The following is a 15,256-nucleotide window of genomic DNA, read 5'->3' on the forward strand; positions in this document are numbered from 1 at the left end:
CATGCTGCGCTGGATCGCCGTCATCCTGATCCTGCTGCTGATCGGTCTGCAGCTGAAGCTGTGGACCGGCAACGGCAGCATGCGCGAGGTGGACACCTTGCGCGTGGCGGTGAAAAAGCAGACGGACGACAACGCAAAGCTGCTGCAGCGCAACCAGGCGGTCGGTGCCGATGTGCAGGATCTCAAGCACGGCGACCAGGCGGTCGAGGCGCGGGCGCGCACCGAACTGGGCCTGATCAAGCCGGGCGAAGTGTTCTACCAGGTGGTCGAGCCGCCTGCCGGTGCGGGCAGCAGCACGCCACCGCCGGTCGCCCAACCCGCCGGATCGCCATGAGCGCGGCTCGGCTGTGGTGCGTGGTGCCGGCCGCAGGGCGCGGTACCCGGGTCGGCGGTGACTGCCCCAAGCAGTACCTGCCGCTGGCCGGACGTCCGTTGATCGAGCACACCCTGGAGCGGCTCGCCGCGCATCCGCGCATCGCTGGCCTGCTGGTGACGCTGGCCGCGACGGATGCGCACTGGTCGGGCATGGAAACGCTGCACGGCAAGCCGGTGCGGGCCGCGATCGGCGGAGCGGAGCGCAGCGATTCGGTGCTGGCCGGGCTGCAGGCCTTGCCCGCATCGGTGGCGGCCGATGATTTCGTCTTGGTGCACGACGCCGCGCGGCCGTGTGTGCGCACGGCGGATATCGACAGGCTGATCGAACTGGCCAGTGCCAGGGACGGCGGCCTGCTGGGCGCGCCGCTGCGCGACACGCTGAAGCGGGCCAATGCCGGCGGGTGCAGCGAATTCACCGAAGCACGCGACCTGCGCTGGCGCGCCTTCACGCCACAGATGTTCCGTCGTGCTCAACTGTCGGCGGCGCTGCGTGACGCGGCGCGGCGCGGCGTGAATGTCAGCGACGAGGCGATGGCGATGGAACAGGCCGGCTTCGCACCGCTGCTGGTCGAGGGCGCCGAGGACAACATCAAGGTGACTACGGCAGCGGATTTCGCGCTGGCCGAATTCCTGCTTTCAAGGACTGCATGATGCGCATCGGTACAGGTTTCGATGTCCACGCCTTTGGCGAAGGCGACCATGTCGTCCTCGGCGGCGTGCGCATCGCGCATCGACGGGGCGTGGTGGCGCATTCCGATGGCGACGTGGTGATCCACGCGCTGTGCGACGCGATCTTCGGCGCGCTGGCGCTGGGCGACATCGGCCGGCATTTTCCGCCCACCGACGAACGCTGGCGCGACGCCGACAGCCGCCAGTTCCTGCGGCATGCGGCGATGCTGATGGCCCAGCACGGCTACCGGCTGGGCAACGCCGACATCACGGTGATCGGCGAGGCGCCCAAGGTCACCCCGCACGCGCAGGCGATGCGCGAGAACCTGGCGGTCGACCTGGACTGCGGGGTCGGCTGCATCAGCGTGAAGGCAACCACCACCGAGAAACTCGGCTTTTGCGGCCGTGGCGAAGGGATCGCGGCCCAGGCCTGCGTCCTGCTGGAGCGCGCGTGAGCGAGATCGAGACCCGCAGTGCAGTCGGTCGCCTGCATGACCAGCTTGAAGCCATTCAGGGCGTGCTTCACCGGCAGGACGACGATGTTCCGCTGACCGAAGAACTGCAGGCCGAGTTGCGCCTGCAACTGGATGCGCTGCATCCGGCCGATATCGCCTTCATCCTCGAATCGCTGCCGCTGGACGACCGTCTCGCGGTCTGGCAACTGGTCAAGGCCGATCGCGACGGCGAGATCCTGCTGGAAGTGTCCGACGCGGTGCGCGAGTCGCTGATCGCGGACATGGACCGGCACGAGATCCTCGCCGCGGCCGAAACGCTGGACGCCGACGAACTGGCCGACCTGGTCGAGGACCTGCCCACGGCGATGCTGCCGGAGCTGATGGCCGGCCTCGATGCGCAGCAGCGCGAGCAGGTGCAGTCGGCGCTGTCGTGGGAGGACGACCAGCTCGGCGCGTTGATGGACTTCGAGATGGTCACCATCCGCGAGGACGTCAGCCTGGAAGTGGTGCTGCGCTACCTGCGCCGCTGGGACGAACTGCCGGCGCAGACCGACAAGCTGTTCGTGATCAACCAGGACAACCTGCTGACCGGCGTGCTGCCGCTGCACTGGTTGCTGGTGAATCCGCCGGAGAAGATGGTCAGCGAGGTGATGGCGCCGGACGTCAACACCTTCCATCCGGCTGATGACGCGTACGACGTGGCCCAGGCCTTCGAGCGCTACGACCTGGTGACCGCGCCGGTGGTCGACGACCGCGGTCACCTGATCGGCCGCATCACCATCGACGCGATGGTCGACGTGATCCGCGAGGAGAGCGAAAGCGAGGCGCTCAGCCGCGGCGGCCTGCGCGAGGAGGAAGACATCTTCGCCTCGGTGTGGGCCTCGCTGAAAAACCGCTGGTCGTGGCTGGCGATCAACCTGGTCACCGCCTTCATCGCCTCGCGGGTGATCGGCCTGTTCGAGGGCTCGATCGAGCGGCTGGTGGCGCTGGCCGCCCTGATGCCGATCGTGGCCGGCATCGGCGGCAATTCCGGCAACCAGACCATCACCATGATCGTGCGCGCGCTGGCGCTGAACCAGATCACCGCCGAGAGCGCCAAGCGCCTGTGGCGCAAGGAACTGACCGTGTCGCTGGTCAACGGCCTGATCTGGGGCGGGGTGATCGGCCTGGTGGCGTGGTTGCTGTACGACAGCCTCTCGCTGGGACTGGTGATGACGGCGGCGATGACACTGAACCTGCTGCTGGCGGCGTTTGCCGGCGTCGGCATTCCCGTGCTGATGACGAAATTCGGGCGCGATCCGGCGCTGGGTTCCAGCGTGCTGATCACCGCGATGACCGACAGCGGCGGCTTTTTCATCTTCCTCGGACTGGCCACGATCTTTCTGGTCTAGTCCAGGCCTGGCGCGCCCGCCGCTGCACGCCTTCCGATTCATCGTTGCCGGGAAACCCCATGTCTGAACTTCCCCAAGCCTTCGGCCATCCTCCGCTGACTGCCCGAATGCGCGTCAGCGCCGAGGATTTCCAGGTCGAGGAAGTGCTGGGCCATGACGCCGACGGCGCCGGCGAACACGCCCTGTTGTGGGTGGAAAAGCGCGGCGCGAATACCGACTGGGTTGCCCGCGAACTGGCGAAATTCGCCGGCGTGCCCCCGCTGGCGGTGGGTTTTGCCGGACTGAAGGATCGCCACGCGGTGACCCGCCAGACCTTTTCGGTGCAACTGGCCGGCAAGCCCGATCCGGACTGGTCGGCCTTTCCCCATGCCGAGGTGAAGGTGTTGGCCGCCACCCGCCATTCGCGCAAGCTCAAGCGCGGTGCGCTGCGCGGCAACCGCTTCGTGCTAGTGTTGCGCGAGGCCGCGGGCGACCGCGCTGCCGCCGAGGTCGTGCTCGCGCAGATCGCCGCCCGGGGCGTGCCGAACTACTTCGGCGAACAGCGCTTCGGCCGGGAAGGCGGCAACGTCGCCCAGGCCCGCGCGATGTTCGGCGGGCGCCGCGTCGACCGCGACAAGCGCTCGATGCTGCTGTCGGCGGCCCGCTCGCAGATCTTCAACAACGTGCTGGCGGCGCGGGTCGAGCGCAACGCCTGGGATACGCCGCTGCAGGGCGAGATCTGGTCGCTGGCCGGCTCGCGTTCCTGGTTCGGGCCCGAGCCGTTCACGCCCGAGCTGGCCGGGCGCCTGGCCCGCGCCGACATTCATCCCTCCGGCCCGTTGTGGGGGCAGGGCGAGCCGCCCTCCGAAGATGAAGTGGGTGAGCTGGAGCGCGGGATCGCCGCGCAGGACAGTGACCTTGTGGCGGGTCTGGTGGCGGCGCGGATGGACCAGGAACGCCGGCCGTTGCGCCTGCTGCCGAAGGACTTGCGCTGGCATTGGCTGGCCGACGATGCGCTGGAGCTGTCGTTCGAATTGCCCGCGGGCGCCTATGCCACGGTAGTCGTGCGCGAGTTGGCCACGATCGTGTAGCGGATGGTGCTGCCGGGGTCAGCCCTTGAGCAGCACGACGACCGCGCCGGTGCCGCCCAACGCCGGCCGCGCCGAGGCGAACGCGATCACGTCGTCGCGCCGGCGCAGCATGCGATCGGTGAGTCCCTTCAGTACCGGCCCGGCGGATTTCGAGCGCAAGCCCTTGCCATGCACGATGCGCACGCAGCGCAGCCCGTGTTGCTTCGCTTCGGCGAGGAAGGCCACGATGCTGGCCTGTGCGGCGGCGGCGTTCATCTGGTGCAGGTCGAGGTCGTCCTGCACGCTGAACTGGCCACGCTTGAGCTGGCGCAGCAGCTTCGGCGAATAGCCATCGCGCAGGTAGGCCAGCTCTTCGCCGACTTCGAGCACGGCCGGGTCGAACGCCATGTCCAGCAGCTCGCCCGGCACGGCCGCTTCGTCGGCCTCCAGCATGTGCGGGTACGGCGCCGGCCGCGCCGCAGCCGGCGGTGCAGCCACCGGGTCGAGCACGCGCACCTCGCCGATCGCCTCGCGAAACAGCTGGCTGTCGGCATCGGTGATCGGAGCGGGCGGACGGCGCTTCATCGGGCCATGCTAACCAATGCGGCGCGGCCGGGCGAATGGCGAAAGCACCGGGGAACGGCGTGAAACCGGGGGCGCGCTCCGGTAGACTTCGAGGCTTCAGCAGTGCGCTGCCGCAGGATGGCAATGAGCACCTGCGTGTCGCTTTCCACGGAGCATCATGCGAGTTCTGGTAAGTAACGACGATGGCGTGGATGCCCCGGGCATCCGCGTGCTGGCCGAGCGTCTCGGCGAAGTGGCGGACGTGACCGTGGTCGCGCCCGACCGGGACCGGTCAGGTGCAAGCAATTCGCTGACCCTGGACGCACCCTTGCGGGTGTTGCCGATGGCCAACGGCTACTACCGGGTGGCGGGCACGCCCACCGATTGCGTGCACCTGGCGCTGGCCGGGCTGCTCGATGAAGAGCCGGACATGGTCGTGTCGGGCATCAACAACTCGGCCAACCTCGGTGACGACGTGATCTATTCCGGCACCGTCTCGGCGGCAATGGAAGGACGCTTCCTGGGGCTGCCGGCGATCGCCGTGTCGCTGGTCAGCCACGACCACAAGGGCGTGCACTACGACTCGGCCGCGAAAGCGGTGCTGCTGCTGATGAACCGCCTGCTGGTCGATCCGCTGCCCGCCGACACCATTCTCAACGTCAACGTGCCCGACCTTCCCTGGGCCGACATCCAGGGTTTCGAAGTCACCCGGCTCGGGCGTCGCCATCGCGCGGCCCCCTGCATCGCGCAGACCGATCCGCGGGGTCGGCCGATCTGGTGGATCGGCCCGGCCGGCGAGGCCGATGACGCCGGCCCCGGCACCGACTTCAACGCCGTGCGGCGGGGTTTCGTCTCGGTGACGCCGATCCACGTCGATCTGACCCGGTTCCAGGCACTGGAGAAAGTCAGCAGCTGGATGCAGCCGCTCAGCGACGAGATGAGCACCGCGATGGCCGAAGGCCGCAATCCCACGAACGAGGTGGCCTGAGCCATGACGGTCTATCCACTGCCGGCGGCAGAGCTGAAGGGCGAGGGCATGACGTCGCAGCGCGCCCGCGACCGGCTGGCCGCGATGCTCAAGGACAGCGGCATTCGCGATGCGCGGGTGATCGAAGTGATCCGCAACCTGCCGCGCCATCACTTCATCGATCAGGCGCTGCATTCGCGCGCCTACGAGAATGATGCGTTGCCGATCGGCCATGGCCAGACCATCTCGCAACCGTGGGTGGTGGCGCGCATGACCGAAGCCCTGCTCGAGCATTTCGACGCGAAGCAGGGCATGCCGCAGAAAGTGCTGGAGATCGGCACCGGCTCGGGCTACCAGGCCGCGGTGCTGGCCGCGCTGGTGCCGCAGTTGTTCACGGTGGAGCGGATCGAGGCGCTGTTGCGCCAGGCCCGGCGCCGCTTCCGCCAATTGGGCCTGACCAACCTGCGCTCGCGCCACGACGACGGCAAGCTGGGCTGGCCCGACGAGGCACCGTTCGATGCGATCATCCTCACCGCCGCCGGCGACACCATTCCCACCCGCATCCTCGATCAGCTCAGCCCGACCGGCGTGCTGGTGGCGCCGGTGGGTTCACCCAGCCGGCAAACGCTGATCCGCATGCGTGGCGACGGGCAGGGCGACTTCATCCAGGAAGAACTCGGCCCGGTCAGCTTCGTGCCCCTGCTTGGCGGTATCGGCTGATGCGCCTGTTTGCCGGGCTGTACGCGCGTGCACTGAGCTGGGCGCGCGATCGCAGAGCGTTGTACTACCTGTCCGGGCTCAGTTTCGTCGAGGCGTTCATCTTCCCGATTCCGCCGGAAGTGATGCTGGCGCCGATGATGCTGGGCAAGCGGCACAAGGCGTTCTTTTTCGCCAACATCAGCCTGCTGTTTTCGCTGCTGGGCGCCCTGGTCGGCTACGTGCTGGGCCACTGGGCCTTCCACGCGCTGCGGCCCGCGCTGGATGCGCTGCATCTGCTGACGCCGATCGAACAGGGCGTGGCGGTGCTGAGCAAGCAGATGGTCGAGCATCACTGGGGCATGTTCGGCGTGCTGATCCTGGCTGCGCTGCAGCCGGTGGTGCCGATGAAGTTCGTCACCTGGGCCTGCGGCATCATCGGCGTGCCGATCCTGCCGTTCCTGGCCTGCATCGGGCTCGGCCGCGGCAAGCGCGTGTGGCTGCTTGCCCTGTTGATCCGCCTGTTCGGCGAACGCGCCGAGCGCATCCTGCACAAATACGTCGAGTGGATCGGCTGGACGGCCTTGCTGGCGCTGGCGTTGCTGCTGGTGTGGTGGTTCGTCCTGCGCTGAAGTGGTGAATTTTCCAAGCCGGGCGAGCCTGGCGGCCTCCCGCCATGGTGACGTCGCATGAAAATCACTGTCTGCCTCGGTATGCTGATGCCCATGGATCGATATCTTCAATGGCCGGCGTTGCTGGTCGCAGCCTCGCTGCTTGCTGCCTGCGGCACCATGCGCAGCTCGGTCGTGGTTGAGCCGGCGGCCGGAACGACTTATCGCCACGCCGCCGTGGTCACCCCGCCGCCAGCTCCCGCGCGTACGCCGATACCCGGTGGCAGCTACCAGGTGCAGCATGGCGACACGCTTTATTCGATCGCGTTCCGCAAGGGCGTGGACTTCCGTGACCTGGCCCAGTGGAACGGGATTGCCGAACCGTACACGATCTGGCCGGGGCAGCGCCTGACGCTGGCGCCGCCGGGCAGGCGTGCGGTGACACCGTCGAGCGTTGCCGCGCCCGTGCAGGCGGCAGGTTCGAGCGTCGCCGCCGCGCCGGTGTTCGAGTCCGTGCCGACGCCGGCATCGCCCGCCACGGCGTCGGCCGGCGGGGTATCGGCGTCCGCGCATTCGCCTGCTGCCCCGGCAGTTTCGCCGGTGGCCACGGCGGCAAAGCCGGTCAAGCCCGTGGGTGCCGCGGCGGCGCCCAGTGTCGTGCCGGTCGCCGGCGTTGCACCGGTGGCACCGGCCGCCATGCCGCCACCGGCCACGCCGGCGGCGGGGGTTTCGCGGGTGGTCAGCGGGGTGCAGTGGCACTGGCCAGCCGAGGGCAACCTGGTGGGTCGCTTCAACAGCGCCGATGCGATTCCCGGCATCGAGATTGCGGGCAAGTCCGGCGATCCGATCCGGGCGGCCGCCGACGGCGTGGTGGTCTACAGCGGCAACGGCCTGGTCGGCTATGGCGAACTGGTGATCATCAAGCACAGCGACAGCTTCCTGTCGGCGTATGGCCACAACCGCAAGCGGCTGGTCAAGGAGGGGCAGCAGGTGAGCAGGGGGCAGCAGATCGCCGAGATGGGCTCGACCGGCACCACCCGCAACGAGCTGGAATTCCAGATCCGCAAGGACGGCAATCCGGTCGATCCGCTGGGCTATCTGCCGCAGCGTTGATGCGGCCGGTCACCGCCCGGGCCGCGGCCCGGGTGCAGCGGCAATCAGCTTGGTGGCAATCAGCCTGGCGGCAGGATGAAGGCGGCGACCACCCGGCGGCCTTCGTCGGCCAGCAGGTTGTAGGTGCGCGCCGCGGCGGCGTTGTCCATCACCTCGATGCCGATGTTCTTGCGCAGGAAGCCCGCCATGAACGCGGCCGCCGGAAAGGTCTGGCGCGCGCCGGTACCCAGCACGACCAGCTCGGGGTTCAGCGCCAGCAAGGCTTCGACATGGCTGGCATCGAGCGTTTCGGGAGCCGTGACGGGCCAGTTCTCGATCGCCCTGTCCGGTGCCAGCAGGAAGCTGGAGGTGAGTTCGCGATCAATCAGGGTGATGCCGTGCGCGGCCACCCGGCGCACGTACAGATAGCCTTCGGGGCGTTCCAGCGACAGATCCATCAGCGTGGCAGGGCGATCTTCGGTTCGTCGACATTGCGGCGGAACAACACCACGACATGGCCGATCTGCTGGATCTGCTCGGCGCCGGTGCCGCCGGTGAGCACGTCGATCTGCGCCTGGCGCTCTTCCTTGTCGCCGCCGGAAAGCTTGATCTTGACCAGTTCGTGGATGTCCAGCGCCTGGTTCAGTTCCTTCACCACGGCCTCCGTGGCGCCCTTGTTGCCCAGCAGGACGACCGCGCTCAGGTCATGGGCGAGGCTGCGCAGGTAACGGATCTGCGAGGAGGAGAGGGCCATGCGGTGGGACTCGATTCACGGTTGATGAACGGCAAAGGGTATCATGCGGGTATCCCGTTCCCCAATCGACGATTGCACGACATGGCCCGCAGCAAAAGCAGTGCAGTATGGCTGCGCGAACATTTCAACGACGAATACGTGAAAAAGGCCCAGGCCGAAGGCCTGCGCTCGCGTGCCGTCTACAAGCTGGAGGAACTGCTCGAACGCGACCGGCTGCTCAAGCCGGGCATCAACGTGGTCGACCTCGGTGCGGCGCCGGGCAGTTGGTCCCAACTGGTGCGCAACCGGCTGGGTGACAGCGGCAAGGTCTTCGCCCTGGACATCCTGCCGATGCAAAGCATCGCCGGGGTGGACTTCCTGCAGGGCGACTTCCGCGAGGAAAGTGTGTTGAAGGAGCTGGAGTCGCGCCTGGATGGCCTCAAGGTCGATCTTGTACTGTGCGACATGGCCCCCAATATGAGTGGAGTGGCCCTGGCCGACCAGATCCGCGCGATGGCTTTGTGCGAACTGGCGCTCGACTTCAGCCGGGAATGGCTGAAGCCGGGCGGATCGTTTTTGATCAAGTTGTTCCAGGGTGTCGGCTTTGACGATTACTTGCGCAGCTTGCGCGCGGACTTCAGCCGCGTGACGATGCGTAAACCTAAGGCCTCCCGCGCGCGTTCGCGTGAGGTATATGCGCTGGCGACGGGCCGCAAGCCCGTCGCGGCGTCACCGGGCGAGAACCGTGCATGAATGAAACAGCGAAAAATGTGTTGCTCTGGGTAATCATCGCGGTGGTGCTGTTCACCGTGTTCCAGAACTTCAACCCGCGTGGCGCCGCTTCCACGGACATGGCCTACAGCGCGTTCGTGCAAAGCGTGGACAACGGCAACGTGGCCAACGCCACGATCGGCGCCGACCAGCCCGCCACGATCAGCGGCAAGCTGAAGGATGGCAGCGCGTTCCGCACCGTCGCCCCGATCCTGGGCTTTTCCACCAGCCAGGTGGTCAAGCAGATGCAGGACAAGGGCGTCGAAGTCCGGCAGGACCCGTCCGAAGGTTTCTCGCTGATCGGCCTGCTGGTGAGCTGGCTGCCGGTGCTGCTGATCGTGGGCGTGTTCATCTGGTTCATGCGCCAGATGCAGTCCGGTGGTGGCGGCCGCGGCGCGATGAGTTTCGGTCGTTCGCGCGCGAAGCTGCAGGGCGAGGACCAGATCAAGGTCAACTTCGGCGACGTGGCCGGTTGTGACGAAGCCAAGGAGGAGGTCGGCGAACTGGTCGAGTTCCTGCGCGATCCGTCCAAGTTCCAGAAGCTCGGCGGCAAGATTCCCCGTGGCGTGCTGATGGTCGGTCCTCCGGGCACCGGCAAGACCCTGCTGGCGAAGGCCATCGCGGGCGAGGCCAAGGTGCCGTTCTTCTCGATTTCCGGTTCGGACTTCGTCGAGATGTTCGTCGGCGTCGGCGCCAGCCGCGTGCGCGACATGTTCGAGCAGGCCAAGAAGCATGCGCCCTGCATCATCTTCATCGACGAAATCGACGCGGTCGGCCGTCATCGCGGCGCCGGCCTCGGTGGCGGGCACGACGAGCGCGAGCAGACCCTGAACGCCTTGCTGGTCGAGATGGATGGCTTCGAGGGCAGTGAAGGCATCATCGTGATCGCGGCGACCAATCGTCCCGACGTGCTCGACCCGGCCCTGTTGCGTCCGGGCCGCTTCGACCGCCAGGTCGTCGTGGGGCTGCCCGACGTGCGCGGTCGCGAGCAGATCCTCAAGGTGCACATGCGCAAGGTGCCGACCGCCAGCGACGTCAACGCCATGACGATCGCCCGCGGCACCCCCGGTTTCTCCGGTGCCGATCTGGCCAACCTGGTCAACGAGGCCGCCCTGTTCGCCGCGCGCGAGAACGCGCGTGAAGTGCGCATGAGCCACCTCGACAAGGCGCGCGACAAGATCCTGATGGGTACCGAGCGTCGCTCGATGGCGATGAGCGAGGACGAGAAGAAACTGACCGCCTATCACGAGGCAGGTCATGCCATCGTCGGCCGCCTCGTCCCCGAGCACGACCCGGTCTACAAGGTCACGATCATTCCGCGAGGGCGCGCGCTCGGCGTCACCATGTACCTGCCCGAAGGCGACAAGTACAGCATCAACCGGGTGGCGATCCAGTCGCAGCTGTGTTCGCTGTATGGCGGCCGCGTGGCCGAGGAGCTGATTTTCGGCGCCGACAAGGTCACCACCGGTGCCTCGAACGACATCGAGCGGGCCACCAAGATGGCGCGCAACATGGCCACCAAGTGGGGCCTGTCGGACGAACTTGGGCCGATCACCTACGGCGAGGACGAGGACGAGGTCTTTCTCGGCCGCTCGGTGACCCAGCACAAGAGCATCTCCAACGAAACCGCGAGCAAGATCGACGGCGTGGTGCGGGGCATCCTGGATCGCGCCTATGCGCGCAGCACGGAACTGCTGACGGCGAACCTGGACAAGCTGCACATGATGGCCGACGCCCTGCTGCAGTACGAGACGATCGACGCACACCAGATCGACGACATCATGGCCGGGCGCGTTCCCGGACCGCCGGCGGACTGGACGAAGAGCGCCTCCACCGGCAGCACGCCGCCACCGCCGCCGCCGAAGGGCGACACCGGCTCGGCCGTGGGCAAGGTCGGTGATCCGGCGCCGCAGAGCCGCGACAGGTGGAATGGCTGATCGTCGTTTGGACGGCTATTCGGGCAACAGGGAAAGGGCGGCCGATGGTCGCCTTTTTCATGGCCGGACCATCGGCGACGAATTTGATGAAGAAATTTTGCGAAAAGGGTTGACGCAAGAGGTCGGAGTCTGAATAATTCCGCTTCTGGCTTCGCCGGCTTGTTCCCCAGACAACCGCCGGTTCGGCTGAAAAGTTTTACAGTGCGCCCGTAGCTCAGTTGGATAGAGTACCTGGCTACGAACTAGGTGGTCGGGAGTTCGAATCTCTCCGGGCGCACCATTTTTATTCCGGGACAGGGTGTCTGCATCCGTCCTGTTTTCAACCAGGAGCCTGCAAGGTCCGCGTTGGAAACGGTGGTGAGGAAATACCAAGGTGTGCTTCGATACGATTGACTGGGCGAGGCGTCACCCGTAACATTTCAAGGCTTCGGTGGCGACATGACCGGGGATTCGAAAGCGGGGTATAGCTCAGTCTGGTAGAGCGTTGCGTTTGGGACGCAAAAGTCGGGGGTTCGAATCCCTCTGCCCCGACCAGCGACACGTTCTGCCGACAGGACGGCGCCTGTAGCTCAACCGGATAGAGCATCGGCCTTCTAAGCCGACGGTTGCAGGTTCGAGTCCTGTCTGGCGCACCAGTATCAAACGATGGTGGATGTAGCTCAGCTGGTTAGAGTCCCGGATTGTGATTCCGGTTGTCGTGGGTTCGAATCCCATCATCCACCCCAGTTTCAAATCCGTCCATGCGGATACAATCAGTTCATGGGCCGTTAGCTCAGTTGGTAGAGCAGTTGACTCTTAATCAATTGGTCCACAGTTCGAATCTGTGACGGCCCACCAATAAAACAGCCACCCAGGGAAACCCGGGTGGCTGTTCTCTTTGCGGAATCCGAAAGCCGCGACCGTGATGAAGTCACGAGGCTGGCGGTGCGGGGCGAACCCGAGGGTTCGCTCTGCACCGCCATGGCCGAGGTGGTGGCCTCGTCCTCAGATGGTCTTTGCCAGTCCGTCGGCCACGCCGATGTAACTGCCAGGCGTCAGTTCCAGCAGCCGCTGTTTCGCCTCGGCCGGAAGATCCAGGCCGGCGATGAATTCGCGCATCGAGTCCCTGGTGATGCCGTGGCCACGGGTCAGCGCCTTGAGTTGTTCGTAGGGCTGCGGCAGGCCGTAGCGGCGCATCACGGTCTGCACGGCTTCGGCCAGCACTTCCCAGCTGGCGTCGAGGTCGGCGCCGATGCGCTCGGCGTTGACGTTGAGCTTGCCCAGACCCTTCTTCAATGACTCCAGCGCCACCAGGCCGTGACCGAACGCGGTGCCCAGCGCACGCAGCACGGTGGAGTCGGTGAGGTCGCGCTGCCAGCGGCTGATCGGCAGCTTTTCGGCGAAGTGGCCGAGCAGCGCATTGGCGAGACCGAAGTTGCCTTCGGCGTTTTCGAAGTCGATCGGGTTGACCTTGTGCGGCATGGTGGAGGAGCCGACTTCGCCGGCCTTCAGCGTCTGCTTGAAGTAACCCAGCGAGATGTAGCCCCAGATGTCCCGGGCCAGGTCGATCAGGATGATGTTGGCGCGGCGCACCGCGTCGCAGTATTCGGCCACGTTGTCATGCGGCTCGATCTGGGTGGTGTAGGCGTTGTAGTCGAGGCCGAGGCTTTCGACGAAGCGCTGCGAGAACGCGCGCCAGTCCACTTCCGGGTAGGTGATGACGTGGGCGTTGTAGTTGCCCACGGCGCCGTTGATCTTGCCGGAGACTTCGACCGCCACCAGCTGCCGGCGCTGGCGCTCCAGCCGCGCCACCACGTTGGCGATTTCCTTGCCCAGCGTGCTGGGCGAAGCTGTCTGGCCGTGGGTGCGCGAGAGCAGCGGCAGGTTCGCGTTGTCGTGGGCCATCTCGCGCAGCTTGCCGATCACGGCGTCGAGCTGCGGCAGCAGCACGCCGCTGCGGGCGTCGCGCAGCATCAGCGCGTAGGACAGGTTGTTGATGTCCTCGCTGGTGCAGGCGAAGTGCACGAATTCCTTCGCCTGCGCCAGGCTGGCGTCGGCGCCGATCTTTTCCTTGATGAAGTACTCGACCGCTTTCACGTCGTGGTTGGTGGTCGCCTCGATCGCCTTGATCCGCTCGCCGTCGGTCTCGCTGAAGTTGTCCGCGATGGCCTTCAGGGTAGCGATCTGGGCGTCGTCGAAGGCCGGCAGCTCGACGATCTTCGGTTCGGCGGCCAGCGCCAGCAGCCATTCGATCTCCACCTGCACGCGGCGGTGCATCAGGCCGAATTCGCTGAAGATCGGGCGCAGCGCTTCGACCTTGCTGGCATAGCGGCCATCCAGCGGCGACAGGGCGGTGAGGGCGTGGTTGGACATCGGGGCGTTCCGGCGAGGGGAAACCGCCATTTTACATTGACGGCGCGTCCGTGCCCGGCGGCTTATAGTGGACGGATGTATCCGTTCTCCCTTGTATCCCGAACGTGGCGCCGCCCCGATCCATCCATTTCCCAAGGATCTTCCCATGAGCAATTTCCGCATCGAACACGACAGCATGGGCGAGCTGAAAGTCCCCGCCGACGCGCTGTACGGCGCGCAGACCCAGCGCGCGATCGACAATTTCCCGATTTCCGGCCTGCACCTGCCGCGTCCGTTCATCCGTGCCCTGGGCCTGATCAAGGCGGCCGCGGCCGAGGTCAACGTCGCGATGGGGCATTTGAAGAAGAACCAGGCCGCGGCGATCCGCAAGGCGTCGATGGCAGTGGCGGAAGGCCAGTATGACGCGCAGTTCCCGATCGACATCTTCCAGACCGGCTCGGGCACCAGCACCAACATGAACGCGAACGAGGTGATCGCGCACCTGGCGGTGGCGGCGGGCGCGAAGGTGCATCCGAACGACCACGTCAATTACGGGCAAAGCTCGAACGACGTGATCCCCACCGCGATCCACGTCAGCGCCACGCTGACCACCAGCGAGCAATTGCTGCCCGCGCTGAAGCATCTGAAAAAGGCGATCGACCAGCGCGCCCGCGAGCTGAAGAACACGCCCAAGACCGGCCGTACCCACCTGATGGACGCGATGCCGATCACCTTTGGCCAGGAGCTGTCGGGCTGGGCCGCACAGATCGGCTCGGCGATCGAGCGCATCGAGGATGCCCTGAAGCGCATGCGCCGCTTGCCGCAAGGTGGCACGGCGGTGGGCACCGGCATCAACGCCGACCCGAAGTTCGGTCCGGCGATGGCGCTGCAGTTGAAGAAGCTGACCGGCGTGAAGTTCGAGTCGGCGGGAAATTATTTCGAGGGCATGGCCGCGCAAGACGCAGCGGTGGAACTGTCCGGCGCGCTGAAGACGCTGGCGGTGGCGCTGATGAAGATCGCCAACGACCTGCGCTGGATGAACTCGGGTCCGCTGGCTGGCCTGGGCGAGATCGAGCTGCCGGCGCTGCAACCGGGTTCGTCGATCATGCCGGGCAAGGTCAACCCGGTGATTCCCGAGGCGGTGGCGATGGTCGCCGCCCAGGTGATCGGCAATGATGCCTCGATCACCATCGCCGGCCAGTCCGGCAACTTCCAGCTCAACGTGATGCTGCCGCTGATCGCGCACAACCTGCTGCAGTCGATCGGGATACTGGCCAACGTCAGCGTGCTGCTGGCCGACAAGGCGATCGCCGGGTTCAAGGTCAACAAGGCGCGGGTCGACCAGGCACTGGCGATGAACCCGATCCTGGTCACTGCGTTGAACCCGGTGATCGGCTACGAGAAGGGCGCCGCCACGGCCAAGCTCGCCTACAAGCAGCATCGGCCGATCATGGACGTGGCGTTGGAAACCACTGGGTTGTCGAAGAGCGAATTGAAGAAGCTGCTTGATCCGCTGACGCTCACCCGCGGCGGCATTCACGGCGAAGGCAAGTAGCCTGTCTGCTGCCTGGAAAGAAAGTGGCCCGCACCATGCGGGCCACTTTCGTCGACTTGT

General features: G+C 66.2%; 17 protein-coding genes and 5 tRNA genes. 18 read left to right on the forward strand and 4 right to left on the reverse strand.

What is annotated here, in order from left to right; all coding sequences use genetic code 11:
- Window position 1: 1 nt before the first annotated feature.
- Genes ftsB through truD form a run of 5 tightly spaced genes read left to right on the forward strand, consistent with a single transcriptional unit; the run spans window position 2 to window position 3,960 of the window.
- Window positions 2–334 (forward strand): cell division protein FtsB, encoded by a 333-nt coding sequence (gene ftsB / locus ASD55_RS06870; protein WP_007809116.1) that lies wholly within the window; start codon window positions 2–4, stop codon window positions 332–334.
- Window positions 331–1,026: a 2-C-methyl-D-erythritol 4-phosphate cytidylyltransferase gene (gene ispD / locus ASD55_RS06875; RefSeq protein WP_056764723.1), complete on the forward strand. Its 696-nt coding sequence runs from the start codon at window positions 331–333 to the stop codon at window positions 1,024–1,026. The genes ftsB and ispD overlap by 4 nt, the downstream gene beginning before the upstream one ends.
- Window positions 1,026–1,499 (forward strand): 2-C-methyl-D-erythritol 2,4-cyclodiphosphate synthase, encoded by a 474-nt coding sequence (gene ispF / locus ASD55_RS06880; protein ID WP_056718403.1) that lies wholly within the window; start codon window positions 1,026–1,028, stop codon window positions 1,497–1,499. The genes ispD and ispF overlap by 1 nt, the downstream gene beginning before the upstream one ends.
- Window positions 1,496–2,890: a magnesium transporter gene (gene mgtE, locus ASD55_RS06885; protein ID WP_056718369.1), complete on the forward strand. Its 1,395-nt coding sequence runs from the start codon at window positions 1,496–1,498 to the stop codon at window positions 2,888–2,890. Before ispF ends, mgtE begins: the two co-directional genes overlap by 4 nt.
- 59 nt (window positions 2,891–2,949) lie before the next feature.
- Window positions 2,950–3,960 carry a tRNA pseudouridine(13) synthase TruD gene (gene truD / locus ASD55_RS06890; protein ID WP_056764725.1) on the forward strand — a complete coding sequence of 337 codons (1,011 nt, stop codon included), beginning with the start codon at window positions 2,950–2,952 and terminating at the stop codon, window positions 3,958–3,960.
- Window positions 3,961–3,978: 18 nt separating this feature from the next.
- On the opposite strand, the gene ASD55_RS06895 is transcribed toward truD, so the two are convergent.
- The gene (locus ASD55_RS06895) at window positions 3,979–4,524 is read right to left on the reverse strand and encodes a Smr/MutS family protein (protein ID WP_056764726.1); all 546 of its coding nucleotides are present in this window, start codon (window positions 4,522–4,524) and stop codon (window positions 3,979–3,981) included.
- 157 nt (window positions 4,525–4,681) lie between these two features.
- Here ASD55_RS06895 and surE point away from each other — a divergent pair, with 157 nt between their 5' ends.
- From surE to ASD55_RS06915, 4 genes are all read left to right on the forward strand, one after another.
- Window positions 4,682–5,491: a 5'/3'-nucleotidase SurE gene (gene surE, locus ASD55_RS06900; protein ID WP_056764728.1), complete on the forward strand. Its 810-nt coding sequence runs from the start codon at window positions 4,682–4,684 to the stop codon at window positions 5,489–5,491.
- Between the two features lie 3 nt (window positions 5,492–5,494).
- The gene (locus ASD55_RS06905) at window positions 5,495–6,190 is read left to right on the forward strand and encodes a protein-L-isoaspartate(D-aspartate) O-methyltransferase (protein WP_056764729.1); all 696 of its coding nucleotides are present in this window, start codon (window positions 5,495–5,497) and stop codon (window positions 6,188–6,190) included.
- On the forward strand, window positions 6,190–6,798 hold the full coding sequence (locus tag ASD55_RS06910; protein ID WP_007809099.1) for a VTT domain-containing protein: 609 nt from the start codon (window positions 6,190–6,192) through the stop codon (window positions 6,796–6,798). The genes ASD55_RS06905 and ASD55_RS06910 overlap by 1 nt, the downstream gene beginning before the upstream one ends.
- An 81-nt stretch (window positions 6,799–6,879) precedes the next feature.
- The gene (locus tag ASD55_RS06915) at window positions 6,880–7,890 is read left to right on the forward strand and encodes a peptidoglycan DD-metalloendopeptidase family protein (RefSeq protein WP_056764731.1); all 1,011 of its coding nucleotides are present in this window, start codon (window positions 6,880–6,882) and stop codon (window positions 7,888–7,890) included.
- A 59-nt stretch (window positions 7,891–7,949) separates the two neighbouring features.
- Here ASD55_RS06915 and ASD55_RS06920 read toward each other — a convergent pair whose 3' ends face one another.
- The gene (locus ASD55_RS06920) at window positions 7,950–8,327 is read right to left on the reverse strand and encodes an Mth938-like domain-containing protein (protein WP_056764733.1); all 378 of its coding nucleotides are present in this window, start codon (window positions 8,325–8,327) and stop codon (window positions 7,950–7,952) included.
- Window positions 8,327–8,623 (reverse strand): ribosome assembly RNA-binding protein YhbY, encoded by a 297-nt coding sequence (yhbY, locus tag ASD55_RS06925; RefSeq protein WP_056718376.1) that lies wholly within the window; start codon window positions 8,621–8,623, stop codon window positions 8,327–8,329. The genes ASD55_RS06920 and yhbY overlap by 1 nt, the downstream gene beginning before the upstream one ends.
- 81 nt (window positions 8,624–8,704) lie before the next feature.
- On the opposite strand from yhbY, the gene rlmE reads away from it, so the two are divergent.
- The 8 genes from rlmE (at window position 8,705) to ASD55_RS06960 (ending at window position 12,147) form a co-directional block, all read left to right on the forward strand.
- Window positions 8,705–9,355, forward strand: a complete 651-nt coding sequence (rlmE, locus tag ASD55_RS06930; RefSeq protein WP_056764735.1) for a 23S rRNA (uridine(2552)-2'-O)-methyltransferase RlmE — start codon at window positions 8,705–8,707, stop codon at window positions 9,353–9,355.
- Window positions 9,352–11,310 (forward strand): ATP-dependent zinc metalloprotease FtsH, encoded by a 1,959-nt coding sequence (gene ftsH / locus ASD55_RS06935; protein WP_056718378.1) that lies wholly within the window; start codon window positions 9,352–9,354, stop codon window positions 11,308–11,310. Before rlmE ends, ftsH begins: the two co-directional genes overlap by 4 nt.
- Window positions 11,303–11,443, forward strand: coding sequence for a hypothetical protein (locus ASD55_RS18375; RefSeq protein ID WP_157598887.1), 141 nt, complete (start codon window positions 11,303–11,305; stop codon window positions 11,441–11,443). Before ftsH ends, ASD55_RS18375 begins: the two co-directional genes overlap by 8 nt.
- 70 nt (window positions 11,444–11,513) lie before the next feature.
- Window positions 11,514–11,590 (forward strand) — tRNA-Arg (locus ASD55_RS06940).
- 177 nt (window positions 11,591–11,767) lie between these two features.
- Window positions 11,768–11,844, forward strand: a tRNA-Pro gene (locus ASD55_RS06945).
- A 24-nt stretch (window positions 11,845–11,868) separates the two neighbouring features.
- Window positions 11,869–11,945: transfer RNA gene (locus tag ASD55_RS06950), tRNA-Arg, on the forward strand.
- Between the two features lie 13 nt (window positions 11,946–11,958).
- Window positions 11,959–12,035: transfer RNA gene (locus ASD55_RS06955), tRNA-His, on the forward strand.
- A 36-nt stretch (window positions 12,036–12,071) separates the two neighbouring features.
- Window positions 12,072–12,147, forward strand: a tRNA-Lys gene (locus tag ASD55_RS06960).
- Between the two features lie 147 nt (window positions 12,148–12,294).
- On the opposite strand, the gene purB is transcribed toward ASD55_RS06960, so the two are convergent.
- Window positions 12,295–13,662: an adenylosuccinate lyase gene (purB, locus tag ASD55_RS06965; protein WP_056764737.1), complete on the reverse strand. Its 1,368-nt coding sequence runs from the start codon at window positions 13,660–13,662 to the stop codon at window positions 12,295–12,297.
- A 145-nt stretch (window positions 13,663–13,807) separates the two neighbouring features.
- On the opposite strand from purB, the gene ASD55_RS06970 reads away from it, so the two are divergent.
- The gene (locus ASD55_RS06970; protein ID WP_056764739.1) at window positions 13,808–15,196 is read left to right on the forward strand and encodes a class II fumarate hydratase; all 1,389 of its coding nucleotides are present in this window, start codon (window positions 13,808–13,810) and stop codon (window positions 15,194–15,196) included.
- Window positions 15,197–15,256: the final 60 nt, after the last annotated feature.

The sequence above is a fragment of the Rhodanobacter sp. Root561 genome (genome assembly GCF_001427365.1).
Classification (GTDB): domain Bacteria; phylum Pseudomonadota; class Gammaproteobacteria; order Xanthomonadales; family Rhodanobacteraceae; genus Rhodanobacter.